This is a genomic window from Kitasatospora cathayae (genome assembly GCF_027627435.1).
In the GTDB taxonomy this organism is placed as follows: Bacteria; Actinomycetota; Actinomycetes; order Streptomycetales; family Streptomycetaceae; genus Kitasatospora; species Kitasatospora cathayae.
Genome location: NZ_CP115450.1, coordinates 6,768,702 through 6,794,712 on the forward strand (window position 1 = coordinate 6,768,702; position 26,011 = coordinate 6,794,712).

Genomic DNA, 26,011 nt, shown 5'->3' on the forward strand with positions numbered 1-26,011 from the left:
TACGCTGATTTCGCGTTTATCCGGCTACCTTTACATTCTTTGCTGTGAGTGAGCAGATTCCCGCCGGGTGGTACCCGGACCCGAAGGACACCGCCAGCGACCCGAGACCGCAGCGCTGGTGGGACGGCAAGGGCTGGACGGCCGAGACCCGGCCCGCACCCTCGGACGCCCCGCAGCCGGAGCCCCCGGCCGCCGCGGCCCCGGCGCCGGAGACGGCGGAGCAGCCCAGGGTGCTGGAGGGCGAGGTCCTGGACGGCGGGCCGACGGTCCGCTACCCGGAGCCGCCGCCGTTCGGCGCCGGGTACGGCGCGACGCCCGCCCAACCGCCGCGCAAGGCCTGGCGCAAGCCCTCCAAGCTGGTGGTGGCCACCGCCGTGGCCGCCGTGCTGGGCCTCGGCGCCGGCTCGGGGATCACCTACCTGGCGATGGACGGGAAGCACGACGGCGGCCCGAAGCACAGCGCCGCCCGGGCCCAGCCCGCGCCGAACGACGGCGGGGACGGGCTGTTCGGCTTCCCGGGCCTCGGCGGCGGAAACGGCAAGGGCGGGGGGAACGGCAAGGGCGGCGGGAATGGCAGCGGGAAGGCCAGGCCGGGCGCCGGGAAGGCGATCGACCTGGTGAACGGGCTCACCCTGCCCGTCCCCTCCGGCTGGCAGGCCGGCACGACCAAGGACGGCTACGCCGCGCTGACCATCGGCGACTACAAGTGCCCGGACGGCTCCGACTGCACGCTCGGCGGGGCGAACACCGGCCGGATCGACGGGGGCGGCACCGATCCCCAGGCGGCGGCCAAGGCGGACATCGACCGCGCCGCCAAGGACGCCTACCGCGACATCACCGGGCACCAGGAGCTCAAGTCCGAGGCCGTGAAGGTCAACGGCCAGGACGGCTACCTGGTCCGCTGGAAGGTGGACGTGGCCAAGGGCAACAGCGGCTACGTGGAGACCGTGGTCTTCCCGTCCACCGACGGCAAGAACCTGATCTCGGTGCACTTCGGCTTCGACATCGCCGACAAGGCGCCGGACGTCGCGGTGATGGACACCATCGTCAAGGGCATCGCCGACTTCAAGGGCAAGATCCCGAGCCTCCCCGGCAAGCCGGGCTCCGGCGGCGGTTCCGGTTCCGGCAGCAGCCCCGACGGCTCCGGCACCGAGACCACCTGAGCCCCCCGCTCCTCACACCGCGACGGCCCACCCGGGAGGAATCCCTCCGGGTGGGTCGTCGCCGTTGAGCCCGTCGGCTCGTCGGCCCGTCAGTCCGGCGGACGGTCGGGGGCCACGGAACCGGACCGGACGGGGGTTGGCCGGTCCGGCCCCGCGTCGTCCGGCGTCAGGAGTCGCGTCGAACAGCCTCGATGCGACGGCGCCGGAGCACCATCCCCGCCCAGCCGGCGCCGAGCGCGGCGGCACCGGCGAGCAGCAGCGGACCGGTGGCGGAGGTGCCGGCCACGGCCGCGGTGGTGGTCGGGAGCGGCTGGCCGGCAGGGGCGTTCGGATCCCCGCCGTGGCCGTGGTGGGCGACCGTCGACCTGGGCGCGTCGGCGGCGATCTGGGCGTCGCTGGGCGCGGCCGGGGCGGCGAGCGACGAGACGGCGGTGGTGGTGGCGCCGGAGGTGCCGAAGTCCACGTCGGAGCAGCTGTAGAACGCCTCCGGGCTGTCGCTGCGCTGCCAGATCATGTAGAGCAACTGGCGGCCGGTGCGCTTCGGCAGGGTGCCCGAGTAGGTGTAGTACCCGTTGACGGCGGTGCGGTCGACCTGTGCCTGGGCCACCGGGGTCGGGTCGAGGTCGGACCACTTCAGCGGCTGGGTGGGGTCGTAGCCCTGCTTGGTGAGGTAGACGGTCTGGGTGCCGACGTGCGGCGCGGTGGTGCGGAACTGGAAGGTGAAGGCGCCCGCGCTGACCGGGGTGGCCGGCCAGTCGGTGCGCGGCCAGTCCAGGGCCGCGTACTTGTCGCGGTTGGCCGAGCAGAGCCGGCCGTCCGGGATCAGCGCCTGGTGGTTGCCGTCGGCGTTGGCGATGTTGACCTCGTTCCAGTCGTACAGCGGCTGGGTGCCGCCGGCGGCGACGAGGTCCTTGCAGACCTGGGACACCGGGTGCTCGGGGCCCTCGGCGTAGCAGGCGGCGATCCGGCTGACCGGGCCGGTCATGGTGCCGTGGGCGCTGGCGGTACCGGCGGTGGTCGCGGCCACCGCGAGCACCGCGGCGCCGACCACGCCGACGGACAGGGCACTTCGCTTGATGGACATGGGGTGGGGACTCCTTGACCGTCGTTCCGGGCGGGTGTGGGGGAGCGGACACGCCTGCCCGTTCGGGGGTCGTCGGCCCGGATCGCGGACCCCCGGCCAGAGCGTAGGATTGGTCTGGACCAGATGGCAATAGCCGTGTGACTCGGGCTTGTTGACCGACTGTAGGCTTCGGAGCAGCGCAAAGGCCCGGCGGGACGCCCGGGTTAGGCGTTCCATCGGGCCCACTTAAGGCTGGGGAAAGGTCAGAAGTTCAGGTTGCCGTTGATCGTGTCGGCCTGGACGACCTTGCCCTTGCCGACCTGGATGACGGAGCCGTGGACGGTCATGTCCTTGAGCTCGTTGTGGATCACGGTGGACGGCTGCTCCGGCGACTTCGACGTGAACTCATCCAGGATCTGCCGGAGTTGGGTGGCTGCTTCCGGGTTGTTCTGCAGTAGCAGCCGCAGTCGCCGCTGCCACTGGGGGACTTGGGCGTCGCGGGCCTCCGGGGCCTCGGCGATCTCGCTCTGGATTTCGTCCAGCTCCTGTGAGATCTCCTCCTCCCGGTCGCGTCCGAACAGGGCTGCGAAGCGCGGCTTGACCCGCGCCCAGGCCTCGGTGACCATCAGGCCGACCAGTGCGGTCGCGCCCCTCGTCGCAAGGTCCGCGATCTCGGTTTCCATGCCGCTCCCTCTTCGCTGCCACAGTAGTTGACATCACGGTAGGGCATCGCGGGCCTGCTGGTCAGAGGAACGTCTTCCCCTCACCCCGGTAGGTCGGCACGCTCCGGACGACCCGGTCCCCCTCGATCAGGTGCAACTCCGCGAAGCGCTCGCACAGCTCGCCCGCCTTGGCGTGCCGGAACCAGACCCGGTCGCCGATCAGCAGGTCGTCGGCGGCCGGGCCGATCAGCGGGGTCTGCACCTCGCCCGCGCCCTCCATCGGGTCGTACTGCAGCCCCACCGGAAGGTACGGCACCGGCGAGCGGTCCGGCCCGGCCGCGCCGGAGGCCGGGTAGCCGCCGCCGAGCACCGTCACCACCCCGACACCGGGGCGGCGCACCACCGGCTGGCCGAACAGCGCGGCCGGACGGCCCCGGAAGGAGCGGTAGTTGTCGAAGAGCCGCGGCGCGTAGAGCCCGGAGCCGGCGGCGACCTCGGTGACGGCGCGTTCGGCCACGGTGGACTCCACGCTGCCGGTGCCGCCGCCGTTGACGAACTCCAGCTCGGCCACCTGTCGCAGCCGCCGGACCGCCGCCGCGCGCCGCTCGGCCAGCTCGGTCCGCGACCTGGCCTGCATCAGCCGGATCAGCTGCGAGCGCACCGGCCGCCCCGGGATCCGGTCGCCCACCCCGGCGACGTGCCCCTCGTACGCCATCAGGCCGACCACCCGGAAGCCCGGGCGGCGCTGGACGAGTTCGGCGAAGGCGCCGAGTTCCTCCGGGGTGCGCAGCGGCGAACGCCGGGCGCCGACCCGGACCCTCCCGCCGAGCAGGTGCAGTGCGGTGTCCAGCTCCAGGCAGACCCGCACCTCGGCGTCGCCGGCGCGGGCCTTGTCGATCAGGTCCAGTTGGGCCGGGTCGTCCAGTACGACGGTGACCCGGCGGGCCAGCTCCGGGTCGGCCGTCAGTTCGGCGTAGCCGGTCCGGTCGGTGGAGGGGTAGGCGAGCAGGACGTCGCGCACTCCGGTACGGGCCAGCCAGAGCGACTCGTCCAGGGTGAAGCTCATCACCCCGGCGAAGCCGTCCACGGCCAGCACCCGTTCCAGCAGGGCCCGGCAGCGCAGCGACTTGCTGGCCACCCGGATCGGTTTGCCGCCCGCCCGGCGCACCAGGTCGGCGGCGTTGGCGTCGAAGGCGGCGAGGTCCACCACGGCCACCGGCCCGTCCAGGTGGGCGGTGGCCCGGTCGTACCGGTGCCGGTCGGAAACCGGAGTGGGTGCAACGAGGATGACCATGCGCGCAGGGTGCCACAGGCGGCTACCCGTGGGTAGAGGTCGCGTGCGGGGAAATGCGGGCGGTGGCCGGCGGTGGCATAGGGTCGGCCGGGTGGACCGCAAAGACTTCTCCAACCCGGCGTTCGTCGGCAAGAGCATCCCGAATCCCGGCTTCTCCGACGACGACGGCACGGCGGACCCGGCGCTGACCGCGGCCCTCGCCCGTTGGTCGCAGGACCGTACGGCCGAGCCCGAGGTGCTGGCGGCGCTGACCCCGACCCGGCTGATGGTCCCGATCGTCGCCCTCCTCGGCGAGGTCGAGGTGGACGAGCACGGGCACAAGCACGACAAGAGCAGCGACATGGCCGTCCCGGTGCTGGAGGCCCCGGACGGGCGTCGCGCACTGCCTGCCTTCACGTCGCTCGAGTCGCTCGCCCGCTGGCGCGCCGATGCCCGTCCGGCGCCGACGGCGGCCCCGCAGGCCGCGATGGTGGCGTTCTCCGAGCGCGCCGACACGCTGCTGATCGACCCGGCGGGGCCGGTGCCCTTCCTGCTGAGCGGTGCCCGGCTGCGGGCGCTGGCGGAGAACCGTCCGTACCTGCCGCCGGTGCGGGACCCGCAGGTGCGGGAGGCGGTCCGGGCGCTGCTGGCGGCGGAGCCGCAGGTGCTCAGCGGGCTGCTGGCGCCGTCGGAGGACGCGGACGGGGTGCTCGCGGTGGTGTTCGACCCGGCGCTGGACCGGTCGGGGCTGCAGGCGGCCGCGCAGCGGGTCGGCCGGGCGGTGGCCGGGGACCCGGTGCTGCGGGTGCGGCTGGACCGGGGGCTGGACCTCGCGGTGCTGCCGGCGAGCGCGGAGCTGCCGGGGGAGCCGCTGTACCGGCGGTAGGAACGAACGGGACCACCTACGAAACTTCGTAGGTGGTCCCGTGAGAACCGCTCAGCTGTAGACCGGCCCGGTGAACTTCTCGCCCGGCCCCGCGCCCGGCGCGTCCGGCACGAGCGAGGCCTCGCGGAAGGCCAGCTGCAGCGAGCGCAGCCCGTCCCGCAGCGGGGCCGCGTGGAAGTTGCTGATCTCCGGGGCGCCGGCGGTGACCAGCCCGGCGAGCGCGGTGATCAGCTTGCGGGCCTCGTCCAGGTCCTTGTCCTTCTCGCCGCCCTCGGCCAGACCGCACTTGACCGCGGCCGCGCTCATCAGGTGCACCGCGACGGTGGTGATCACCTCGACGGCCGGGACCTCGGCGATGTCGCGGGTGAGGTCGTCGAAGCCGATCGCGTCGTCGTCCGCGCCGGGGTTCTGGGTGGGCTCGCTGCTCAAGGGTGGCTCGTTCCGTCGTGCGGTGTGGGTACAGGTGGAGCGTACAAGGGGGCCCCGGACGCGCCGGGAGGGCAGTGCGCCGGGAAGGCGGCGGGCCGGGGCGGAATAGCGTTCGACGGCGTGACGCTGTAAGCTTCGAGACTGACCGGCCGGGATCCCGCATGGGCACCTGGCCAGCAAGTGGAGGCTCCACTACAGGAGGCCCGAGAGGGCAACCGCGAAAGTCTCCCACCTGATCGGCCTCGCGGTCGACGGGTCCGGTCCGCGACGGGCGCCACGGCGTCGAGTCGCCCGCAGCGTCCCTCACCGGACGCCGCCCCCGGTTGTGTGGAGCCCCGCTTGTACCGAGCGGGGCTTTTTTCGTGTCGCGGTGCACCAGGTGTCGAAAACCAGCACCGGGCAGCGCAGCACGAATGAAGCCCCGCCCAGTGGTCGAGTCCACTACGTGCGACCGCCGTCCGACGGCCGCATCGCAGAAGGTGCAACCGAGGAGGCCCCATCAGCACCGAGCCCCGCATCAACGACCGGATTCGCGTCCCGGAGGTGCGACTCGTCGGTCCCAGCGGCGAGCAGGTCGGCATCGTGCCGCTTGCCAAGGCGCTGGAGCTCGCGCAGGAGTACGACCTCGACCTGGTCGAGGTCGCGGCGACCGCCCGGCCGCCGGTGTGCAAGCTCATGGACTACGGCAAGTTCAAGTACGAGTCGGCCATGAAGGCCCGTGAGGCGCGCAAGAACCAGGCGCACACGGTCATCAAGGAGATGAAGCTCCGGCCGAAGATCGACCCGCACGACTACGACACCAAGAAGGGTCACGTCGTCCGGTTCCTCAAGCAGGGTGACAAGGTCAAGATCACGATCATGTTCCGTGGTCGTGAGCAGTCCCGCCCCGAGCTGGGCTTCCGTCTGCTGCAGCGGCTCGCCGACGACGTCCAGGAGCTGGGCTTCGTCGAGTCCTCGCCGAAGCAGGACGGCCGGAACATGATCATGGTTCTTGGCCCGCACAAGAAGAAGACCGAGGCGATGGCCGAGGCCCGCGCCCTCGCGGACGCCCGCAAGGCCGAGCGGCTGGGCCGGACCACCGGTTCCGACGCCGCCGCCGCGGACGACGACGCGGCGGCCGAGGACCTGGCGGCCGAGGGCGCCGAGACCGAGGCGCAGGACGCCCCGGTCGAGGAGCAGGACGCCCCGGTCGAGCAGCCGGCCGCTCCCCAGGGCGCCTGAGCCGCGAGGCTCACGGCGGTCCGGGGTCGGCCCCCAGGGTGACGGGGCGTCCCGCCCGGTCACCACAGATCCATCCAGTTCACGCCCGCGCGGCGCAGGTCGCGCGGGCGCGGACGGGACTGACGAGGAGAAACGGCGAAATGCCGAAGCAGAAGACGCACAGTGGCGCCAGCAAGCGCTTCAAGATCACTGGCTCCGGCAAGGTGGTGCGCGAGCGCGCCGGCCGCCGCCACCTCCTGGAGCACAAGCCCTCGACGCTGACCCGCAAGCTGGCCGGGACGGTCGAGATGGCCCCCGCTGACGCCAAGAAGATCAAGAAGCTTCTCGGCAAGTGATCGCCCTCCCGCCCGGCGCGAGCCGCGTGCGGGGCAGCTGATCCTTCCCGACCCATTCGAATGACGGACCACGTGAAGCAGTCCGTGGTCCAACCCAAGGAGTAATCAAGTGGCACGCGTCAAGCGGGCAGTCAACGCCCACAAGAAGCGCCGGGTCATCCTGGAGCGCGCCAGCGGCTACCGTGGCCAGCGTTCGCGCCTGTACCGCAAGGCCAAGGAGCAGGTCACCCACTCGCTGGTCTACAACTTCAACGACCGCAAGAAGCGCAAGGGCGACTTCCGTCAGCTGTGGATCCAGCGCATCAACGCTGCGGCCCGTGCCAACGGCATCACCTACAACCGCTTCGTGCAGGGCCTGAAGGCCGCCAGCGTCGAGATCGACCGCAAGATGCTGGCCGACCTGGCCGTCAACGACCCGGGTGCGTTCGCCTCCCTGGTCGAGGTCGCCCAGAAGGCGCTGCCGGCCGACGTGAACGCCCCGAAGGCTGCCGCCGACGCCGCCTGATCTTCCGAGATCGGTTGAGCTCTGACCGGACCCGCAGGCTCTCCTGCGGGTCCGGTTCTGCGTTCCACCCCCTCAGCACCTCCAGAAGTCAGCGCCTCCAGAGAACGAGACCATGCCGAGCACCGAGACCCCCCTGCTCACCTCCCTGCGCTCGCCGCGCGTCGTCGCCGCCCGCCGGCTCGCCAAGCGGAACCAGCGCACCAAGGAGCGCCGCTTCCTGGCCGAGGGCCCGCAGGCCGTCCGGGAGGCCGTCGCCTTCGGCAAGCTGCCGGGGACGGCCGAGCACGCCGTGGTCGAGGTGTACGTGGGCCTGGAGGCCGCCGAGCGGCACGCGGACATCGTCGAGGCCGCGCTGGCCGAGGGGCTGCCGGTGCTGACCGCCACCGACGAGGTGATCGCCGACATCTGCGACACGGTGACCCCCCAGGGCATCGTGGCGCTCTGCCGCTTCATCGACACCCCGTTCGCCGAGGTGCTCGCGGCCCGGCCGAAGTTGGTGGCGATCCTCGCCCACGTGCGCGACCCCGGCAACGCCGGCACCGTGCTGCGCACCGCCGACGCGGCCGGCGCGGACGCCGTGGTGCTCACCGACGCCTCGGTGGACCTGTACAACCCCAAGGCCGTCCGGGCCTCCGTCGGCAGCCTGTTCCACCTGCCGGTCGCGGTCGGGGTGCCGGTCGAGGAGGCGGTCGGGCAGCTGCGCGCGGCCGGTGTCCGGGTGCTGGCCGCGGACGGCGCGGGGGAGCGCGACCTGGACCAGGAACTGGACGAGGGCACCCTGGGCGCGCCAGGCGCGTGGGTGTTCGGCAACGAGGCGTGGGGGCTTCCGGAGGAGACCCGCGCGCTCACCGACGAGGTCGTGCGCGTCCCGATCCACGGGCACGCGGAGAGCCTCAACCTGGCCACCGCGGCGGCGGTCTGCCTGTACGCCTCGGCCCGGGCGCAGCGTTCGCCCGGTGGCTGCCGCTCGAACGGCTGACACGTTCCGCCAGACGGCTGACACGCTGTGGGGGCGCGCCCGGCGTGCTCGGATCACCACGCTGCAAGCCCTACTGCCGGGGCCTGCGAGGCGCTAGGGTCTGCCTCGGTGGGGGGAACGGCACGGTGGGTAATCGGGGAGGCAACCCATGGTCGGCAGCGGACCCGAACTCGACCCGGACGACCTGCCGGACGGCCTGGTGGTCGCCGACGCGACGGGCCGGGTGGTCTGCTTCAACCGGGCCGCGGCCCGGCTCACCGGCGTGCTCCCGGAGGCCGCGCTGGGCAGCGACCTGGAGGACGCCCTGCCGCTGGAGGACCTGGACGGCCGCCGCTGGTGGCAGCTGACCAATCCGTACGGCGGCCTGGCGATCCGCACCCGCCAGCCCGAGCGCAACCTGTTGCTGCCCGGCGGCCGTGAGGTGCTGGTCTCCGCCCGGTACGTCCGGGCGGTGCCGCAGGGGCCGCTGGAGCGCCTGGTGATCGCGCTGCGCGGTACCGAGGCCCGGCGCCGCACCGAGCGCAGCCACGCGGAGCTGATCGCCACCGTCGCGCACGAGCTGCGCTCCCCGCTGACCAGCGTCAAGGGCTTCACGGCGACGCTGCTGGCCAAGTGGGAGCGGTTCACCGACGGGCAGAAGCGGCTGATGCTGGAGACGGTGGACGCCGACGCCGACCGGGTCACCCGGCTGATCGCCGAGCTGCTGGACATCTCCCGGATCGACGCCGGGCGGCTGGAGCTGCGCAAGCAGGTGGTCGACCTGGCGGCCGCGGTGCGCCGGCACGTCGAGCGCAAGGTCGCCACCGGCATCCCCGAGGAGCGCTTCGACATCCGGATCACCGAGCCGCTGACCGTGCTGTGGGCGGATCCGGACAAGGTCGACCAGGTGCTGGCCAACCTGCTGGAAAACGCGGTGCGGCACGGCGAGGGAACTGTCACCATCGAGGTGGCACCGGCCAAGGAGGTCGTCGAGGCGCCCGTCTGGGAGCGCTCCGGCACCCCGCCCCGCATCGTGGAAGGCACAGCGGTCACCGTGAGCGACGAAGGCAGCGGCATCCCCGAGGAATCGATGCCGCGCGTCTTCACCCGCTTCTGGCGGGGCTCCAAGCGCGGTGGCACCGGCCTCGGGCTCTACATCGTCAAGGGCATCGTGGAGGCCCACGGCGGCTCGATCCGAGTGGACCGCGCGCCCGGCGGTGGGGCCCGGTTCCGATTCGTCCTGCCCGCCGGAGTGCCCGACTTCATGCTCTGAAAGAGCATGAACGACCAGCAGAGCATGTTGTGGTCGGGGTCCGGACGGGCTTGACGGCAGCCGCGCTACGCGCTGCGACTACACTCGACCTTTGGCGTTGCGCAACGCCCTGCGCGGCTGTGCCGCGGACGCCCCTCCCCGTCAGTACGGAGACGGGCTGCCCGTGCCCCGGCCCCGCCGGGCGTGACGCGAAGGCGAGCCCACACACCTGAGCACGGACGAGCAGGAGCACGGGAAAGATAGAGATGTCGGCACCCAACAAGTCGTACGACCCGGTCGAGGTCGAGGCCCTCAAGCCCGAGGTGGTGGAGCAGGCGCGGGACGAAGCCGTCGCCGCCTTCGCCGCCGCCACCACGCTCGACGAGCTGAAGCAGGCCAAGGTCGCCCACACCGGCGACCGCTCCGCGCTCTCGCTCGCCAACCGCGAGATCGGCGCCCTCCCGCCGCACGCCAAGGCCGCCGCGGGCAAGCTGATCGGCCAGGCCCGCGGCGCCGTCAACCAGGCGCTCGCCAAGCGGCAGGGCGAGCTGGAGGCGGAGCGGGACGCCCGCGTGCTGGTCGAGGAGGCGGTGGACGTCACGCTGCCGTACGACCGCGCGCCGCGCGGCGCCCGGCACCCGCTGACCACGCTGGCCGAGCGCATCGAGGACACCTTCGTCGCGATGGGCTACCAGGTCGCCGAGGGCCCCGAGGTCGAGGCCGAGTGGCTGAACTTCGACGCCCTCAACCTGGGCCCGGACCACCCGGCCCGCTCGATGCAGGACACCTTCTTCGTCCAGGCCCCGGACGGCTCCGCCGACTCCGGCGTGGTGCTGCGCACCCAGACCTCCCCGGTCCAGGCCCGCACCATGCTCGACCGCGAGCCCCCCATCTACGTGGTCTGCCCGGGCCGGGTCTACCGGACCGACGAGCTGGACGCCACCCACACCCCGGTGTTCCGCCAGGTCGAGGGCCTCGCCGTCGACGAGGGCATCACCTTCGCCGACCTCAAGGGCACCATCGAGGTGCTGGTCGAGAAGCTGATCGGCGGCGGCCTGGAGCTGCGCTGGCGCCCCTCGTACTTCCCGTTCACCGAGCCGAGCGCCGAGATCGACCTGCAGTGCTTCGTGTGCCGCGGCGAGAGCGTCGGCAACCCGGACCGCCCGTGCCGCACCTGCTCCTCCGAGGGCTGGATCGAGCTCGGCGGCTGCGGCGTGGTCAACCCCCGGGTGCTGGTCGCCTGCGGCGTGGACCCGAACCGCTACAGCGGGTTCGCCTTCGGCCTGGGCCTGGAGCGGATCCTGATGAATCGTCACAACGTCGCCGACATGCGCGACATGGTCGAGGGTGACGTGCGTTTCACCCTCCCGTTCGGGATGGAGATCTGATGCGCGTCCCGCTTTCCTGGCTGCGCGAGTACGTCGATCTGCCGGCCGGCGAGACCGGCCGTGACGTGGCCGAGCGCCTGGTCCGGGCCGGCCTGGAGGTCGAGACCGTCGAGCAGCTCGGCGCCGACCTCAAGGGCCCGCTGGTGGTCGGCGAGGTGCTCTCCATCGAGGAGCTGTCCGGCTTCAAGAAGCCGATCCGGCACTGCTTCGTCAACGTCGGCGACGCCAACGGCACCGGCGCGCCGCAGGAGATCGTCTGCGGCGCGACCAACTTCGCCGTCGGCGACAAGGTCGTGGTCGTGCTCCCGGGCGCCGTCCTGCCCGGCCCGTTCCCGATCTCGGCCCGCCAGACCTACGGCCACACCTCGGCCGGCATGATCTGCTCCGCCCGCGAGCTGGGCATGGGCGACACTGTGTCCGATTCTTTCGGGGGCAACGGCATCATCGTGCTCCCGCCGGAGTACGAGCCCGGCACCGACGCCATCGAGCTGCTCCAGCTGGTCGACGAGGTGCTCGACATCGCCGTCACCCCGGACCGCGGCTACTGCCTGTCCATGCGCGGCGTGGCCCGTGAGGCCGCTGCCGCGTACGGGCTGCCGCTGGCCGACCCGGCGCTGCTCGACGTGCCGCCGGCCAACTCCTTCGGCTACCTGGTCAAGGTCGACGACCCGGCCGGCTGCGACCGCTTCGTGGCCCGCACGGTCGTCGGCGTCGACCCGAACGCCAAGTCCCCGATCTGGCTGCAGCGCCGGCTGCAGAAGGCGGGCATCCGCCCGATCTCGCTGACCGTCGACATCACCAACTACGTGATGCTCGAGGTCGGCCAGCCGCTGCACGCGTACGACAAGCAGCGGGTGGACGGCCCGATCACGGTTCGCCGGGCGGAGCCGGGCGAGACCCTCACCACCCTGGACGGCGTGCAGCGCAAGCTGTCCGTCGAGGACCTGCTGATCTGTGACAACAGCGGCCCGATCGGCCTGGCCGGCGTGATGGGCGGCGCCTCCACCGAGATCCTCGACCCGACCGCCGGTCCGGGCACCACCGAGGTGATCATCGAGGCGGCGCACTTCGCCCCGGTCGTCATCGCCCGTGCCGCCAAGCGGCACAAGCTGCCCTCCGAGGCGTCCAAGCGCTTCGAGCGCGGCGTCGACCCGGAGGCCGCCCGCGCCGCCGCGCAGCGCGCCGTCGACCTGCTGGTGCTGATCGCCGGCGGCACCGCCGAGGCCGGGGTCACCGACATCGCCGGCCCGCACCCGGTGCGCACCATCCTGATCCCCGCCGACCTGCCCGACCGGGTCGCCGGCACCGAGTACGGCCGCGAGACCGTCACCCGGCGCCTGCAGGAGATCGGCTGCTCGGTCGCGGGCGCCGACACCCTGGAGGTCACCCCCCCGACCTGGCGCCCCGACCTGACCGACCCGTACGACCTCGCCGAGGAGGTCATCCGGCTGGAGGGCTACGACAACGTCCCCGCCCGGATGCCCAACGTGCCGCCGGGCAAGGGCCTGACCGAGGCCCAGCGCATCCACCGCCGGATCGGCGTGGCGCTGGCCGGGGCCGGCTACGTCGAGGTCAACAACTACCCGTTCCTCGGTGAGGCCGCCTTCGAGGCGCTCGGCCTGGAGCCGGACGACCGCCGCCGCCGTACGGTCAAGCTGGTCAACCCGCTCAACGACGAGGAACCGTCGCTGCGCACCACGCTGCTGCCGGGCCTGCTCGGCGCGCTGCGCCGCAACATCGGCCGGGGCAACACCGACCTGGCGATCTACGAGACCGGCACCGTGTTCCTGCCCAAGGACGAGCTGACCGTGGCCCCGCGCCCGGCCGTCGACCACCGGCCGAGCGACGCGGAGCTGGCCGCGCTGGACGCCGCGCTGCCGGACCAGCCGCGCCGGGTCGCCGTCGCCCTCGCGGGCGAGCGGCTGCCCTCCGGCTGGTGGGGCAAGGGCGAGCAGGCCTCCTGGGCGGACGCCGTCGAGGCGGCCCGTACGGTGGCCCGGGCGGCCGGCGTCGAGCTGACCGTCCGCCAGGGCCAGCGGGCGCCCTGGCACCCGGGCCGCTGCGCCGAGCTGGTCGTGGCCGGCACCGACCGGGTGGTCGGCCACGCCGGTGAGCTGCACCCGCGCGTGGTCAAGGCGCTCGGGCTGCCGGCCCGTTCGGCCGCGATGGAGGTCGACATCGACCTGCTGACGGCGGACGGCCCGGAGAAGGTCAGCGGCCCGGCGGTCTCCGGCTTCCCGGTGGCCACCCAGGACGTCGCGCTGATCGTGGACACCGCCGTCCCGGCCGCCGAGGTCGAGGCCGCGCTGCGCTCGGGCGCGGGCGAACTGCTGGAGGCCATCCGGCTGTTCGACGTGTTCACCGGCGAGCAGGTCGGCGAGGGCAAGAAGTCGCTGGCCTACGCGCTGCGCTTCCGCGCGGCCGACCGCACCCTGACCGCCGACGAGGCCACCGCCGCCCGCGAGGCGGCCGTCGCTGAGGCGGTCAGCCGCACCGGCGCGGTGCTGCGCGGCGCCTGACCCTCAGCAGGGCCTTGTCGAGGGCCCCGCTCGGACCGTTTCCGCGGTCCGAGCGGGGCCTTTTGCGTTCCCTTGGCTTGACGGCGCGTCACCATACCCGCTTAACTCATTAACTATGGAACTAGATAAAGGCGCCGACCAGCCCTCCCCGATCGAGTTCCGCCTGGACCCGGCCTCCGGCGTCCCGACCTACCTGCAGCTCGTGCAGCAGGTCGAACAGGCGTTGCGGATGGGCTGGTTGGCCGAGGGGGACCGGTTGCCCCGGGTGCGCGAGGTGGTCGCCGGGCTGGCGATCAACCCCAACACCGTGCTCAAGGCCTACCGGGAACTGGAGCACCGCGGCCTGGCGGCCGGCCGGCGCGGCCAGGGCACCTTCGTGCGTGGGCTGCCCGCCGGAGTGGTGCCGCTGCGCGAACGGGCCGCGCTGCGGCGGGGCTTGCTGGACTGGATGCGCTCGGCGCGGGCCGCCGGGCTGGACGAAGGGGGGATGGTCGCGGTGTTCGAGGACGCGCTGCGCGACCTGCGTGAGGGACGCGACGGGGTGGTGGCATGATGGCGGCGACGGACACCGTGATCGACTGCGGCGGGATCGGCAAGCGCTACCGCCGCTCCTGGGCGCTGCGGGACTGCCACCTCGCCGTCCCGGCCGGGCACGTGGTGGCCCTGGTCGGCCCGAACGGCGCCGGCAAGACCACCCTGCTCAGCCTGGCCGCCGGCCTCACCCTGCCCAGCGAGGGCGCGATGACCGTGCTCGGCGACCAACTCCCCGGCTCGCCCAGGGCCTTGGACCGGATCGGCTTCGTCGCCCAGAACGCCGCGCTCTACCCCGCACTGCGCGTGCGCGACCTGCTCGCGATGGGCCGCCACCTCAACCGGCGCTGGGACGCCGCCCGGGCGCGCGACCACCTGGACGGCCTCGGCATCCCGCTGGAGCGCAAGTACGGCAGGCTCTCCGGCGGCCAGCAGGCCCAGGTCTCGCTCGCCCTGGCCCTCGCCAAGCGGCCCGAACTCCTGCTGCTGGACGAGCCCTTGGCCGCGCTCGACCCGCTCGCCCGGCACGACTTCATGTCCGTGCTGCTCACCGCGGTGGCCGAGGACGGCCTCTCGGTGGTGTTCTCCTCGCACGCCGTCAACGAGCTGGAGCAGAGCTGCGACTACCTGGTGGTGCTGGCCGGCGGCCGGGTCCAGGTCTCGGGGGAGGTGGACGACCTGCTGGGCGGCCACCGGATGCTCACCGGCCCGACCGCCGAAGCGGACGCGGTCGCCGAGCGCCTGCCGGTGGTCCGCGACCGCCGGGCCGGCACCCAGTCCCACCTGCTCGTCCGCACCGGCGGGGTGGACGCCCCGGTCTCCGACGGCTGGCGCCAACAGCGCATCGGCCTGGAGGAGTTGGTGCTCGCCTACCTGCGTGAGCCGACCGTTTCCGCCCTGCCCGGCCCGCGCGGGGCCGTCCGTCCGAACCAGAAGGTGCTGTCGTGAGCTCCACCACCCTCGCCCCGCCCCGCTCCGCCGTGCTGCGGGCCGCCGGGCTGCGCCACCGACCCGCGCTGCTGACCCTGCTCGCGGTGATGGGCGCGATCTCGCTCGCCCTGCTGCTGCACGGCTGGTACCTGCACAACGGCCTGGAGCGGACGGGCGCGGCCTCCTGCGATCCGGCCACCGAGGCCTGTCGGGTCAAGTTCAAGCAGTTCCTGCACCAGTACGCCGACAGCATGCCGATGCTCACCGCCGTGTCCTACGTGCTCGGCGGATCCTTCGGCGCCTTCCTCGGCGGCCCGTTGCTGGCACGGGAGTTCGAGCACGGCACGGTCCGCTTCGCCTGGACCCAGGGTGCCGGGCGAAGCCGCTGGACGGCGGGCGGCCTGGCCGTGGGCGGCGCGGTGCTGGCCGGCGTGTCGGTGCCGTTCGGGCTGCTGCTGCACTGGTGGATCGTGCCGTCCACGATGGCGAGCGGAAGCTTCACCCCGGAGAGCTTCGTTCAGATGCCGCCCGTGCTGGCCGGCCGGGTGCTGGTGGCCTTCGGGACGGCGGCGCTGGCCGGCGCGGTGCTGCGCCGCACGGTGATCGCGGTGGGGCTCGGCCTGGCGGTCTCGGTCGCGCTGCCGTTCCTCGCGTATGCCGTGCGCTCGGACTACATGGCTCCGGTGGAGGATTCGACGCACACCCTGGCGCCCCTGGCGCTGGACGACCGCTGGCTGCTGAGCGTCTGGTTCTCCGACCCGGCTGGTAACCGGATCTCCGAGGGTGACTTCTACAACCTCGGACGTGACAACGCAGACCTCCAGTCCCTGGTGCGCGACGGGGGGTACACCGTGCACGAGGTGTACCAACCGGCCGACCGGTTCTGGCCGTTCCAGTGGATCGAGTTCGGCTGGACGACCCTGCTCGCCGTGGCGCTGTGCGCGGCGGCGGTCTGGTGGGTGCGGCGCCGGGCGGCCTGACCTGGGTCGTTCACATCCGGTTTGAAGTGAATACGTCAAAACCCTTGCGGCGCCGGGACTGTAGGGCGTTTGCTTCTCGTTAGGAAGGTTTCCTAACCCACGAGGAACCGGAGCATCCATGCGTCCTCAGCCCCGCCGTGCCCTCCGCATGGCCCTCGCCGCCGCCCTGGTGGCCGCGCCGCTCACCGTCGCGGCCACCTCGGCCGCCCAGGCCGCGCCCGCCGCCGCAACCTCCGTGCAGCTCAGGGGAGTCGGCCTCGACGACCCGCACGAGAAGGACATCGCGATGCAGCTGGTGTCCAGCGCGGAGAACTCGTCGCTGGACTGGAAGGGCCAGTACAAGTACATCGAGGACATCGGCGACGGCCGCGGCTACACCGCCGGCATCATCGGTTTCTGTTCGGGCACCGGCGACATGCTGGAGCTGGTTCAGCACTACACCGATCTCAAGCCCGGCAACGTCCTCGCCAAGTACCTGCCCGCGCTGGAGAAGGTCAACGGCAGCGACTCGCACGCCGGCCTCGGCACCCCGTTCACCAAGGACTGGGCCACCGCCGCCAAGGACCCGGCCTTCCAGCAGGCCCAGAACGACGAGCGCGACCGGGTGTACTTCAACCCGGCCGTCAGGCAGGCCAAGGCCGACGGCCTGCGCGCGCTCGGCCAGTTCGCCTACTACGACGCCATCGTGATGCACGGCCCGGGCAACGACTCCGACAGCTTCGGCGGCATCCGCGTCGCCGCCATGAAGAAGGCGAAGACGCCCGCCCAGGGCGGCGACGAGGCCACCTACCTCAAGGCCTTCCTGGACGCCCGCAAGGTGGCCATGAAGAAGGAGGCCGCGCACTCCGACACCAGCCGGGTCGACACCGAGCAGCTGGTGTTCCTCAACGCCGGGAACTTCGACCTCAACCCGCCGCTCAAGTGGAAGGTCTACGGCGACAGCTACGCCATCAACGGCTGACGCCCGGGTCGGAGCAGTGGCGGGAGGCCGTTCGGCCCGGTCTCCCGCCGCTCCGGCATTCGGTGCCCCCATTCGGTGCCCCCCCGCGAAATACCCAAGGGAATGTGAAAGTCCTGTTCATCCCGTAACGAATCGAGCAAGGGGATAACGAAGGATCTCTCCCGCATTGACGCATTCGCCCGGTGGCGTTTGACTCCCTCCCCTGCCGCAGTGTTGCGGCGCAGTACAGGAGGCACCACCGATCATGATCAGACCCATGCGTCTCGCGGCCACGGGCACCGCCGCCGTGTCGCTCGCACTCGCCCTCACGGCCTGCGGCCAGACTGCCGCGACCCAGGCGCCGGCGGCCGGCGGAGGCGCAGACGCAGGCGCAGGCGCAGGCACCGAGGGCATCGGTCTGCTGCTGCCGGAGAGCACGTCCTCCACCCGGTACGACGCGTTCGACAAACCACTGATCGAGAAGACGGTGGCGGGCCTCTGCACGAAGTGCACGGTCAGCTACGCCAACGCCGGTGGTGACGCGAACGCCCAGAAGAAGCAGTTCGACGACATGGTCGCCAAGGGCGTGAAGGTCATCCTGCTCGACCCGGTCGACGCCAAGCTCACCGCCCCGTGGGTGGACGCCGCCAACGCCAAGGGCGTGAAGGTGGTCGCCTACGACCGGCTGGCCCAGGGCAAGGTCGCCGCGTACGTCTCCTTCGACAACCAGCAGACCGGCCAACTCCAGGGGCAGTCCCTGCTCGACGCCCTCGGCCCGAAGGCCTCCGCAGCCAGCGTCGTGATGATCGACGGCGCCGAATCCGACCCCAACGCGGCGCAGTTCAAGGCGGGCGCGCACCTGGCGCTGGACGGCAAGGTCAAGATCCCCTACGAGCAGTCCGGCGAGTGGAAGCCGGACGTGGCCACGGCGAAGATGAACGAGGCCATCCAGAGCCTCGGGAAGAACGGGTTCCAGGCCGTCTACGCCGCGAACGACGGGATGGCCGCCGCCGTCATCGAGGCCCTGAAGGCCGCGGGCATCAAGAACGTGCCGGTGGGCGGCCAGGACGCCTCCATCGACGCGATCCGCCGGGTGCTCACGGGCGAGCAGGCCTACACCATCTACAAGCCGTACAAGCCCGAGACGGACGCGGCGGGCACCATCGCCGTACAGCTGGCCGAGGGCATGGACATCAGCACCACCGCGACCTCGTCCACGGACAGCGGCGGGCTGCGCATCCCCTCGCTGCTGCTCACCCCGATCGTGGTGACCAAGTCGAGGGTGGAGGCCACCGTCGTCGTCGGTGGGCTCTACAAGGCGTCCGACATCTGCACCCAGCAGTACCAGGACGCCTGCGCGGAGGCCGGGGTCAAGTAGCCGGGACCGTCGGGAACTCGACGAGGGCGCGGCCGCACCGACCAGGTGCGGCCGCGCCCTCGCCGTCGAGCGTCAGGCGCTCGCGGTGTAGTCGTAGAAGCCGCGGCCCGACTTGCGGCCCAGCAGGCCCGCGTCGACCATCCGGGACAGCAGCGGCGGAGCGGCGTACAGCGGCTCCTTGTACTCGTCGTACATCGACTCGGCGATCGAGACGATGGTGTCCAGGCCGATCAGGTCGCACAGCCGCAGCGGGCCCATCGGGTGGGCGCAGCCGGCCTCCATGCCCTTGTCGATGTCGGAGGCGGTGGCCACGCCCGACTCGAACATCCGCACCGCGGAGAGCAGGTACGGCACCAGCAGCGCGTTGACCACGAAGCCGGCCCGGTCGCGGGCGCGGATCGGCTCCTTGGCGAGCACCTGGGAGGCGAAGGCCTCGACCCGCTCGGTGGTGGCGGCCGAGGTGGTCAGGGTCGGGATGACCTCGACCAGCTTCTGCACCGGCGCCGGGTTGAAGAAGTGCAGGCCGATCACCTGCTCCGGGCGGGAGGTGGCGGCGGCCAGCTTCACGATCGGGATGGACGAGGTGTTGGAGGCCAGGATCGCGTCGCGGCGCTCGACCACCCGGTCCAGGGTCTCGAAGATCCGGACCTTGACGTCCTCGCGCTCGGCGACCGCCTCGACCACCAGGTCGCGGTCCGCGAAGTCGGACAGCTCGACGGTGAAGGTCAGCCGGGCCATCGCCTCGTCCCGCTGCTCCGGGGTCAGCTTGCCGCGCTTGACCGCCGTCTCCAGGGAGTTCGTCAGCCGGGTGCGCCCGAACTCCAGCGCTTCACCGCTGGCCTCCGACACCATGACGTCCAGCCCGGCCCGGGCGAAGACCTCGGCGATGCCCGACCCCATCAGGCCGCAGCCGACTACTCCGACGCGCGCGATGTCACTCACTCAGTTGCCCTTCGGTGGTGCTGGGGGTCGCCCAGCGAAGTGGTGGCCCAGCGAGCTGCTGGTCAGCGGGTCGGTGTACCGGAATGGGTGCACCGGTCACCGCCCCGACGACGTTACTACTCCGTACCGGCGAGTAGGTCACCCCCTCCCCGGCGCAGTGCCACCGCGCCACCCGGCACGGTGCCACCGCGACACCCGGCACGGTGCCGGCCCGGACGGCCGTCCGAACGGGTGAGGCCGCGCCGCCCGCGCGTGTGCCCGGGGCCGCCACCGCCCGGCGCCCGACAGAATGCCGCAGACGGGGGCCGGGGACGGGAAGGGAGCACGCGGTGTCGACGGGATCGCTCACAGGACAGGTCGCCCTGATCACCGGCGGCGGCCGGGGCATCGGCCGGGAGATCGCCATCGGGCTCGCCGCCGAGGGCATGGCCGTCGGCCTGGTCGGCCGCACCCACGACACGCTGACCGCCACCCTCAAGGAGTGCGTCAAGCACGGCTCCCGGGGCGTCGCCGTCACCGCCGACGTCTGCCGCCACGGCTCGGTGCGCGAGGCCGTCCGCCTGGTCGAGCGCGACCTCGGCCCGATCGACCTGCTGGTCAACAACGCCGGCCAGGTCGACCGCGCCGAGGTGCCGCTGTGGGAGACCGACCCCAACCAGTGGTGGCAGGTGATCGAGACCAACCTGCGCGGCCCCTACAACCTGCTGCGCTGCGTACTGCCCGGCATGGTCGCCCGCCGCCACGGCCGGGTGATCAACCTCAACTCCGGCTTCGCGCTGCGCCCGGACGGCGACTACACCGCGTACGCGACCTCCAAGGGCGCGCTGCTCCAGCTCTCCGACAACATGGCGGACTCGCTGGCCCAGCACGGCGTCGTGGTCCTCGACATCAGCCCCGGCGCGGTGGCCACCGACATGACCGCCGGGATGCCGATGTTCAAGGACATGAAGGACTGGGGCTCGATCCCGTACATGGTCGCGGTCACCGTGGACGCCGCCCGCGGCCGCTTCGACGCGCTGCACGGGCGGTTCATCCACGCCGGGCGGGACGACCTGGAGGAGCTGGTCGAGCGGGCCGACGAGATCCGGGAGGCGGACGCCCGGACGCTGCGGCTGCGCCCGTACAAGGACGACGACCCGATGGCCTGACCCGATTTGCCTGAGATCGGCGGGTCAGGCGCACAGCTGGCTGGCGGTGACCGGCTTGAGCCCCGCCTTGGCCAGCCCGTCCAGGATCGCCGGCAGCGCGTCGATGGTGCACTGGTGGCCCATGTGCAGGGCCACCACCGAGCCGCCGCGCACCGCGCCCAGCACCCGGCGCTGCAGCTCGGCGGCGGTCGGGTCGCTGTAGTCGCGCGGGTCGACGTCGTAGGACAGCACGTGCTCGTAGCCGACGGCCTTGGCCTGATCGGCCACCATCGAGGTGGCGTACTGCGCGGCGGAGGGGCGGAACCAGCGGCCGATCGAGCCGGTCAGCGCCTTCAGCCGGTCGGCGCACTGGGCGATCTCGGCGCGGGCCTGGTCCGGGGTCATCGCGGAGATGTTGAGGTGGTTCTGGGTGTGGTTGCCCAGCTCGTGGCCGCCGTCCAGGATCCGCTGGACCATCTGCGGCTGCTGGTCCAGCCAGCTGCCGACCGCCAGCACGGTCAGTTTGGCGCCGCGCTGCTCGGCGGCCTCCAGCAGGGCGGTGGCGAGCTTCGGGTCACCGCTGCCGTGGCAGGTCAGCGCCACGTTCTTGGCGGTGCGCGGCCCGTGCACCACCTCGTAGGGCGTGCCGGCCGCCAGCGGCGCCAGCACCGGCGGGGTCGGCGGGGCGGAGGCCTGGGCGGACGCCTGGGGAGCGGCCGGGGTGGCCGTGCCGGTGGGCGTCGGGGTGGTCGGGGCGGGGGAGTCGGGCCCCTCGCCGCCGGTCCAGGCCGGGTCGGTGGTGTGCTGGGGGTCGACGCTGCCGGGGTGCGCGGCGAGCGCCGCCCCGGGCTCGGCGCGGCGGGGCGTGCCGCTGCCGCAGGACGTGAGGAGCCCGCCGGAGGCGGACAGGGCGGCCAGCTTGGCGGCGGTGCGCAGTACGGTGCGGCGGTCGGCAGTCATCGGCAGCCAGCATAGAGAGGACGGCCCCGCGGGGCGATCCGCACCGCCGTCCGCAACGGCTTTGACGTGCACACACTCGCTTTTCACGAGTGTGTGCGTAAACCTGAACTCCCGCTGTTTCCACGGCGTGTCCTTGGATACGATCGCCGCGCACCGCGTTGTTACGGGGCAGTAGGCACATTCCGGCATTGCGCATTGGGGGCGGAACAGGATGCATGAGGACACCGCGGCCATCGACCAGGACACCCGCACCGGCTGGGAGTGGGCCAGAGCCGACGACTGGCAGCCGCCGAGCGAGCTCGACACCGGCATCCCGCACACCGCCCGGATGTACGACTACTACCTGGGCGGCAAGGACAACTTCGAGGCGGACCGCAAGGCCGCCCAGGCCGCGATAGCCGCCTACCCGGCACTGCCGCTGCTGGCCCGCACCAACCGACAGTTCCTCGGCCGGGCCGTCGAGTTCGCGGCGGGCCGGGGGATCCGCCAGTTCATCGACATCGGTACCGGGATCCCGGCCGTGGGCTCCACCAGCGAGGTCGCCCAGCGGGTCGCCCCGGACGCCCGGGTGGTCTACGTGGACAACGACCCGATCGTCGCCACCCACGCCCGCGCCCTGCTGGCCGGCCACCCGGCCGGGCACACCTCGGTCATCGAGGCCGACCTGCGCGACCCGGAGGCGATCCTCGGCCACCCGGCGCTGGCCGCCGCCGTGGACCTCTCCCAGCCCGTCGCGCTGATGCTCGTCGCCGTCCTGCACTTCATCCGCGACGAGGAGGGCGCCGAGCGGATCGTCCGCACCCTGCGCGACGCGCTCGCCCCCGGCAGCGCCCTGATCCTCTCCCACGGCAGCCCCGACTTCGCCTCCCGTGAGAGCGCCGCCGAGGGCGCCCGGATCTACAAGAGCGCCAGCGCCCCGCTGGTGCTGCGGCCCCGGTCCGGTGTCGAACCCTTCTTCGGCGACTTCGAGTTCGTCGGCCCCGGGCTCGTCCAGCTGCCGCTCTGGCGCCCCACCGCGGGACACGTCCGCACCGCCGAGCTGCCCGAGGGCTGGCAGGACGTCTCCGCCTACGCCGGCGTCGCCGTCAAGAAGTGACCGCGGGGCCGGTCCCGGCGCCCCCCTCCGGCGCCGGGAACCGGTCCTCGCAGACTACGGCTGGGCACTGACAAACCGTCACCGCCCCGGATACCCTGCGGCGTGACCACCGCACTGCCGCCCCTGCCGCCTCTTCCGCCGGATGCCGCCGAGCTGCTGCGGGCCGTCGAGGCCCCGCCCCGGCTGGTCGCCCACCTCGCGCTCGTGCACCAGGTCGCCGAGCAGATCGCCGAGTTCTGCGCCGCCGAGGGCCTGGCCTTCGACCGGGAGGCCGTCCGGTTCGGCGCCGCCACCCACGACATCGGCAAGGTGGTCCACCCCGAGGAGCTCTCCGGGCCCGGCTCCGCGCACGAACCCGCGGGCCGCGCCCTGCTGCTCACCCACGGCGTCGCCGAACCGCTGGCCCGATTCGCCCGCAGCCACGCGAGCTGGGGCGAGCCCGGTATCACCACCGAGGAACTACTGGTCAGCCTGGCCGACAAGGCCTGGAAGAACCAGCGCGTCCGCGACCTGGAGGACCTCGTGATCGACCGGCTCGCCGGGGCCACCGGCCGGGAACGCTGGGAAACCTTCCTCGCCCTGGACGACCTGCTCACCCGGATCGGCGAGGACGCCCCGCGGCGGCTCGCGCTGCAGGCCGCCCATCCGGTGCGTACCGGGAGAAATTGACGCGACAGCGCGCGGCGCGCGGTGTTAGCTTCGGCGCCATGCAACCCCTCAGCGACCCAGAGATCCGCGCGTCCTTCGTCAACTGCTCCAAGGGCGAGGCCCGTCGGCTCAACCTGCCCCGGGGCCTGGCCGAACTGCCTTGGGAGAGTCTGGACTTCCTCGGCTGGCGGGACCAAGGCGCGCCCGACCGGGCGTACTTGGTGGCGCCGTACCAGGGTCGGCTGGTCGGGGTGACGCTGCGCTCGCCGATGGTCCGGCGCAGCCTGACCAAGACCAACGTGTGCTCGCTGTGCATCACCGCGCACGCCGGGTCGGGCGTCGCGCTGCTGGCCGCCCGCCGGGCCGGGGCCGCCGGGCGGGAGGGCAACACCGTCGGCACGTACGTCTGCGCCGACCTGGCCTGTTCGCTCTACGTCCGCGGGCTGAAGAAGTCCACCCTGGTCACCCGGCCCGACGAGTCGCTGCCGCTGGAGGACCAGGTCGCCCGTACGGTGCTCAACCTCGACGCCTTCCTGGCCCGGGTGCTCACCGACACCGCCGCATAGGACTACCGTCCGCGCAGCTGGTCCAGGTCCCGGCGCTCCCGCTTGGTCGGGCGCCCCGCGCCGCGGTCCCGCTCGAAGGCCGGTGCCGTGAACTCGCGCGGCGGTCGCGGCGGGCTGTTGTCGATCAGGCACTCCGCCGCGACCGGGGCGCCGACCCGCTTGCGGATCAGTTTCCGCACCTCGACCACCCGCTCGTAGCCCTCCTCGCGGAGCCGGACCTCGTCCCCGGGCTTGAGCGTCTGCGCCGGCTTGGCCCGTTCGCCGTTCACCCGCACGTGCCCGGCCTTGCAGGCGGCCGCCGCCAGCGAGCGCGTCTTGGCCAGCCGGACGGACCAGATCCAGACGTCCACCCGCACGCTTCCCTCGTGTTCAGCCATCCCCGGAGCCTACCCAAGCCGAGTCCCAAGCCGAGTCCCGAGTCGCGTCCCCGAGTTGCGTTCCCGAGCCGCGTTTCAGACCGCAGCGGCGGAGGCTTCCTGGAACTCGTGCGCCTCCCGGATGTCGGGCACCTCCTGGACCGCCCAGCCGTTGCCGTCCGGGTCGTTGAAGAACACGAAGTTGTTCCAGGCCTCGCCGTGTCCGTTCACCCGCGCCCCCGCGACGAAGTGCTGGACCGGGCTCACCTCCACGCCGCGCGCCGCCAGCTCCGCGTGCGCCTTCTCTATGTCGGTCACCACCAGCTGGAGCCCCTTCACCGAGCCCGGCGCCGCGTCGATCAGCCCGCTGCCCACGACGATCGAGCAGCGCGAACCCGGGGGAGTCAGCTGGACCACCCGGACCCCGTCGCGCAGCCGGGTGTCGTGGTCCACCGTGAAGCCGGCCTGCTCCTCGTAGAAGAGCTTGGCGCGGTCCACGTCCGCCACCGGCACCACCACGACTTCGAGCTTCCAGTCCATCGCCCTCACCCCTCTCGGTCGGGCTCTTCCAGTATCTGCCCGAACCGTTCCCCGGTGGCCTTCGGATAGCCTGAGAACACGATGAATCCGCAGACCACGCCCCCCGCGTCCCCGCCGGTCACCTCGCTGGCGACGCCCTGGGGCGCCCTCGACCTCACCCGCTTCCCGGCGGACCCGCGCGAGCGGTTGCGGGCCTGGGACGCCGCCGACGAGTACCTGCTGCGCCACCTCGCCGGCGAGGCCGACAGCGCCGACGGCGCCGCGACCGAGCTGGCCGGCCGCCGGATCGCCGTCCTCGGCGACCGCTGGGGCGCGCTGACCACCGCACTGGCGCCGTACGAACCGGTCCAGATCACCGACTCCCACCTCGGCCGGCAGGCCACCCGGGAGAACCTCGCCCGGGCCGGTGCCGCCGTCGACGAGGCCCGGCTGCTCACCACCCGGGACACCCCGCCGGAGCGGATCGACGTCCTGCTGGTGCGCGTCCCCAAGAGCCTGGCCCTGCTGGAGGACCAGCTGCACCGGCTCGCCCCGGCGGTCCACCCCGGCACGGTCGTGGTCGGCACCGGCATGGTGACCGAGATCCACACCTCCACCCTGCAGCTGTTCGAGAAGGTCCTCGGCCCGACCCGCACCTCGCTGGCCGTCCGCAAGGCCCGGCTGATCTTCTGCACCCCCGATCCGGCGCTCGACCCCGGCCCCAGCCCGTGGCCGCACCGCTACGCGCTGCCGCCGGACATCGGCGCCGCCGCCGGCCGTACGGTGGTCAACCACGCCGGCACCTTCTGCGCCGAGCGGCTCGACATCGGCACCCGCTTCTTCCTGGCCCACCTGCCCACCCCCGCCCCCGGCGACCGGGTGGTCGACCTGGGCTGCGGCAACGGCGTGGTCGGTACGGCCGCCGCACTGGCCGGGCCGGGCGCCGAGCTGGTGTTCGTGGACGAGTCCCACCAGGCGGTGGCCTCCGCAGAGGAGACCTTCCGGACCAATCTGGGCCCGGAGGCCCCGGCCGAGTTCCGCACCGCCGACGCGCTCGACCCGGCGGTGTTCGCCCCCGGCTCGGTGGACCTGGTGCTCAACAACCCGCCGTTCCACTCCCACCAGGCCACCACCGACGCCACCGCCTGGCGGATGTTCACCGGCGCCCGGCGCGCGCTGCGGCCGGGCGGCGAGCTGTGGGTGGTCGGCAACCGCCACCTCGGGTATCACGTCAAGCTGCGCAAGCTGTTCGGCAACTGCCAACTCGTCGCCGGCAACCCCAAGTTCGTGGTGCTGCGCGCGGTCAAGCGGTAGCCCGCGCGGCGGTTCGGCAGCGCCGTCCCGATCCGGAAGCCGTGCCGACAGCGCATGGCCGGCCGTGCGG

General features: G+C 72.6%; 27 protein-coding genes. 19 read left to right on the top strand and 8 right to left on the bottom strand.

Annotated features, from left to right (window positions below; translation table 11 throughout):
• The first annotated feature begins 44 nt into the window (after positions 1-44).
• Positions 45-1,163, top strand: a complete 1,119-nt coding sequence (locus O1G21_RS30770) for a DUF2510 domain-containing protein (RefSeq protein ID WP_270148254.1) — start codon at positions 45-47, stop codon at positions 1,161-1,163.
• 166 nt (positions 1,164-1,329) lie between these two features.
• Here the strand turns inward: O1G21_RS30770 and O1G21_RS30775 are convergent, their stop codons facing one another.
• The 3 genes from O1G21_RS30775 to O1G21_RS30785 form a co-directional block, all read right to left on the bottom strand.
• Positions 1,330-2,247, bottom strand: coding sequence for a lytic polysaccharide monooxygenase auxiliary activity family 9 protein (locus O1G21_RS30775; RefSeq protein ID WP_270148256.1), 918 nt, complete (start codon positions 2,245-2,247; stop codon positions 1,330-1,332).
• Positions 2,248-2,489: 242 nt separating this feature from the next.
• A complete protein-coding gene (locus tag O1G21_RS30780) occupies positions 2,490-2,909 on the bottom strand; it encodes a hypothetical protein (RefSeq protein WP_270148258.1) in 420 nt (139 codons plus the stop codon).
• A gap of 61 nt (positions 2,910-2,970) precedes the next feature.
• Positions 2,971-4,182 carry an amino acid deaminase/aldolase gene (locus tag O1G21_RS30785; RefSeq protein WP_270148259.1) on the bottom strand — a complete coding sequence of 404 codons (1,212 nt, stop codon included), beginning with the start codon at positions 4,180-4,182 and terminating at the stop codon, positions 2,971-2,973.
• 91 nt (positions 4,183-4,273) lie between these two features.
• Between O1G21_RS30785 and O1G21_RS30790 the strand changes: the two genes are divergently transcribed.
• Positions 4,274-5,047, top strand: coding sequence for an SseB family protein (locus O1G21_RS30790; protein WP_270148260.1), 774 nt, complete (start codon positions 4,274-4,276; stop codon positions 5,045-5,047).
• Between the two features lie 51 nt (positions 5,048-5,098).
• On the opposite strand, the gene O1G21_RS30795 is transcribed toward O1G21_RS30790, so the two are convergent.
• A complete protein-coding gene (locus O1G21_RS30795) occupies positions 5,099-5,476 on the bottom strand; it encodes a DUF1844 domain-containing protein (protein ID WP_270148261.1) in 378 nt (125 codons plus the stop codon).
• Between the two features lie 498 nt (positions 5,477-5,974).
• Between O1G21_RS30795 and infC the strand changes: the two genes are divergently transcribed.
• The 12 genes from infC (at position 5,975) to O1G21_RS30855 (ending at position 18,413) form a co-directional block, all read left to right on the top strand.
• Entirely contained in the window at positions 5,975-6,697 is a 723-nt protein-coding gene (infC, locus tag O1G21_RS30800; protein WP_270151347.1) for a translation initiation factor IF-3, read from the top strand.
• A 140-nt stretch (positions 6,698-6,837) separates the two neighbouring features.
• On the top strand, positions 6,838-7,032 hold the full coding sequence (gene rpmI / locus O1G21_RS30805) for a 50S ribosomal protein L35 (RefSeq protein WP_270148263.1): 195 nt from the start codon (positions 6,838-6,840) through the stop codon (positions 7,030-7,032).
• Between the two features lie 109 nt (positions 7,033-7,141).
• Positions 7,142-7,537: a 50S ribosomal protein L20 gene (gene rplT, locus O1G21_RS30810; RefSeq protein WP_030055649.1), complete on the top strand. Its 396-nt coding sequence runs from the start codon at positions 7,142-7,144 to the stop codon at positions 7,535-7,537.
• Between the two features lie 112 nt (positions 7,538-7,649).
• A complete protein-coding gene (locus O1G21_RS30815) occupies positions 7,650-8,516 on the top strand; it encodes a TrmH family RNA methyltransferase (RefSeq protein WP_270148267.1) in 867 nt (288 codons plus the stop codon).
• Positions 8,517-8,664: 148 nt separating this feature from the next.
• Complete coding sequence (locus tag O1G21_RS30820) at positions 8,665-9,768, top strand: sensor histidine kinase (protein ID WP_270148268.1); 1,104 nt, start codon at positions 8,665-8,667, stop codon at positions 9,766-9,768.
• Positions 9,769-10,013: 245 nt separating this feature from the next.
• Entirely contained in the window at positions 10,014-11,135 is a 1,122-nt protein-coding gene (pheS, locus tag O1G21_RS30825; RefSeq protein WP_270148270.1) for a phenylalanine--tRNA ligase subunit alpha, read from the top strand.
• Positions 11,135-13,654 (top strand): phenylalanine--tRNA ligase subunit beta, encoded by a 2,520-nt coding sequence (gene pheT / locus O1G21_RS30830; protein WP_270148272.1) that lies wholly within the window; start codon positions 11,135-11,137, stop codon positions 13,652-13,654. Before pheS ends, pheT begins: the two co-directional genes overlap by 1 nt.
• A gap of 115 nt (positions 13,655-13,769) precedes the next feature.
• Complete coding sequence (locus O1G21_RS30835) at positions 13,770-14,207, top strand: GntR family transcriptional regulator (protein ID WP_270148273.1); 438 nt, start codon at positions 13,770-13,772, stop codon at positions 14,205-14,207.
• The gene (locus tag O1G21_RS30840; RefSeq protein WP_270148274.1) at positions 14,204-15,133 is read left to right on the top strand and encodes an ATP-binding cassette domain-containing protein; all 930 of its coding nucleotides are present in this window, start codon (positions 14,204-14,206) and stop codon (positions 15,131-15,133) included. Before O1G21_RS30835 ends, O1G21_RS30840 begins: the two co-directional genes overlap by 4 nt.
• Complete coding sequence (locus O1G21_RS30845) at positions 15,130-16,095, top strand: hypothetical protein (protein WP_270148275.1); 966 nt, start codon at positions 15,130-15,132, stop codon at positions 16,093-16,095. The genes O1G21_RS30840 and O1G21_RS30845 overlap by 4 nt, the downstream gene beginning before the upstream one ends.
• Positions 16,096-16,213: 118 nt before the next feature.
• The gene (locus O1G21_RS30850; protein WP_270148276.1) at positions 16,214-17,056 is read left to right on the top strand and encodes a chitosanase; all 843 of its coding nucleotides are present in this window, start codon (positions 16,214-16,216) and stop codon (positions 17,054-17,056) included.
• A 244-nt stretch (positions 17,057-17,300) separates the two neighbouring features.
• Positions 17,301-18,413, top strand: coding sequence for a substrate-binding domain-containing protein (locus O1G21_RS30855; protein ID WP_270148278.1), 1,113 nt, complete (start codon positions 17,301-17,303; stop codon positions 18,411-18,413).
• A gap of 72 nt (positions 18,414-18,485) precedes the next feature.
• Here O1G21_RS30855 and O1G21_RS30860 read toward each other — a convergent pair whose 3' ends face one another.
• On the bottom strand, positions 18,486-19,355 hold the full coding sequence (locus O1G21_RS30860; protein ID WP_270148279.1) for a 3-hydroxybutyryl-CoA dehydrogenase: 870 nt from the start codon (positions 19,353-19,355) through the stop codon (positions 18,486-18,488).
• A gap of 329 nt (positions 19,356-19,684) precedes the next feature.
• On the opposite strand from O1G21_RS30860, the gene O1G21_RS30865 reads away from it, so the two are divergent.
• Positions 19,685-20,503, top strand: coding sequence for an SDR family NAD(P)-dependent oxidoreductase (locus O1G21_RS30865; RefSeq protein ID WP_270148281.1), 819 nt, complete (start codon positions 19,685-19,687; stop codon positions 20,501-20,503).
• 24 nt (positions 20,504-20,527) lie between these two features.
• On the opposite strand, the gene O1G21_RS30870 is transcribed toward O1G21_RS30865, so the two are convergent.
• On the bottom strand, positions 20,528-21,442 hold the full coding sequence (locus tag O1G21_RS30870) for a polysaccharide deacetylase family protein (protein WP_270148283.1): 915 nt from the start codon (positions 21,440-21,442) through the stop codon (positions 20,528-20,530).
• A gap of 211 nt (positions 21,443-21,653) precedes the next feature.
• Here O1G21_RS30870 and O1G21_RS30875 point away from each other — a divergent pair, with 211 nt between their 5' ends.
• The 3 genes from O1G21_RS30875 (at position 21,654) to O1G21_RS30885 (ending at position 23,752) form a co-directional block, all read left to right on the top strand.
• Entirely contained in the window at positions 21,654-22,538 is an 885-nt protein-coding gene (locus O1G21_RS30875) for an SAM-dependent methyltransferase (RefSeq protein WP_270148285.1), read from the top strand.
• Positions 22,539-22,640: 102 nt separating this feature from the next.
• Positions 22,641-23,207, top strand: a complete 567-nt coding sequence (locus O1G21_RS30880; RefSeq protein WP_270148287.1) for an HD domain-containing protein — start codon at positions 22,641-22,643, stop codon at positions 23,205-23,207.
• Between the two features lie 38 nt (positions 23,208-23,245).
• Positions 23,246-23,752 carry an FBP domain-containing protein gene (locus O1G21_RS30885; RefSeq protein WP_270148289.1) on the top strand — a complete coding sequence of 169 codons (507 nt, stop codon included), beginning with the start codon at positions 23,246-23,248 and terminating at the stop codon, positions 23,750-23,752.
• A gap of 2 nt (positions 23,753-23,754) precedes the next feature.
• Here the strand turns inward: O1G21_RS30885 and O1G21_RS30890 are convergent, their stop codons facing one another.
• Together O1G21_RS30890 and O1G21_RS30895 are read right to left on the bottom strand one after the other, a co-directional pair.
• Complete coding sequence (locus O1G21_RS30890; protein ID WP_270148292.1) at positions 23,755-24,129, bottom strand: RNA-binding S4 domain-containing protein; 375 nt, start codon at positions 24,127-24,129, stop codon at positions 23,755-23,757.
• A 75-nt stretch (positions 24,130-24,204) separates the two neighbouring features.
• Positions 24,205-24,648 (bottom strand): VOC family protein, encoded by a 444-nt coding sequence (locus O1G21_RS30895; RefSeq protein WP_270148293.1) that lies wholly within the window; start codon positions 24,646-24,648, stop codon positions 24,205-24,207.
• Positions 24,649-24,774: 126 nt separating this feature from the next.
• Here O1G21_RS30895 and O1G21_RS30900 point away from each other — a divergent pair, with 126 nt between their 5' ends.
• On the top strand, positions 24,775-25,941 hold the full coding sequence (locus tag O1G21_RS30900; RefSeq protein ID WP_270151349.1) for a methyltransferase: 1,167 nt from the start codon (positions 24,775-24,777) through the stop codon (positions 25,939-25,941).
• Positions 25,942-26,011 lie beyond the last annotated feature (70 nt).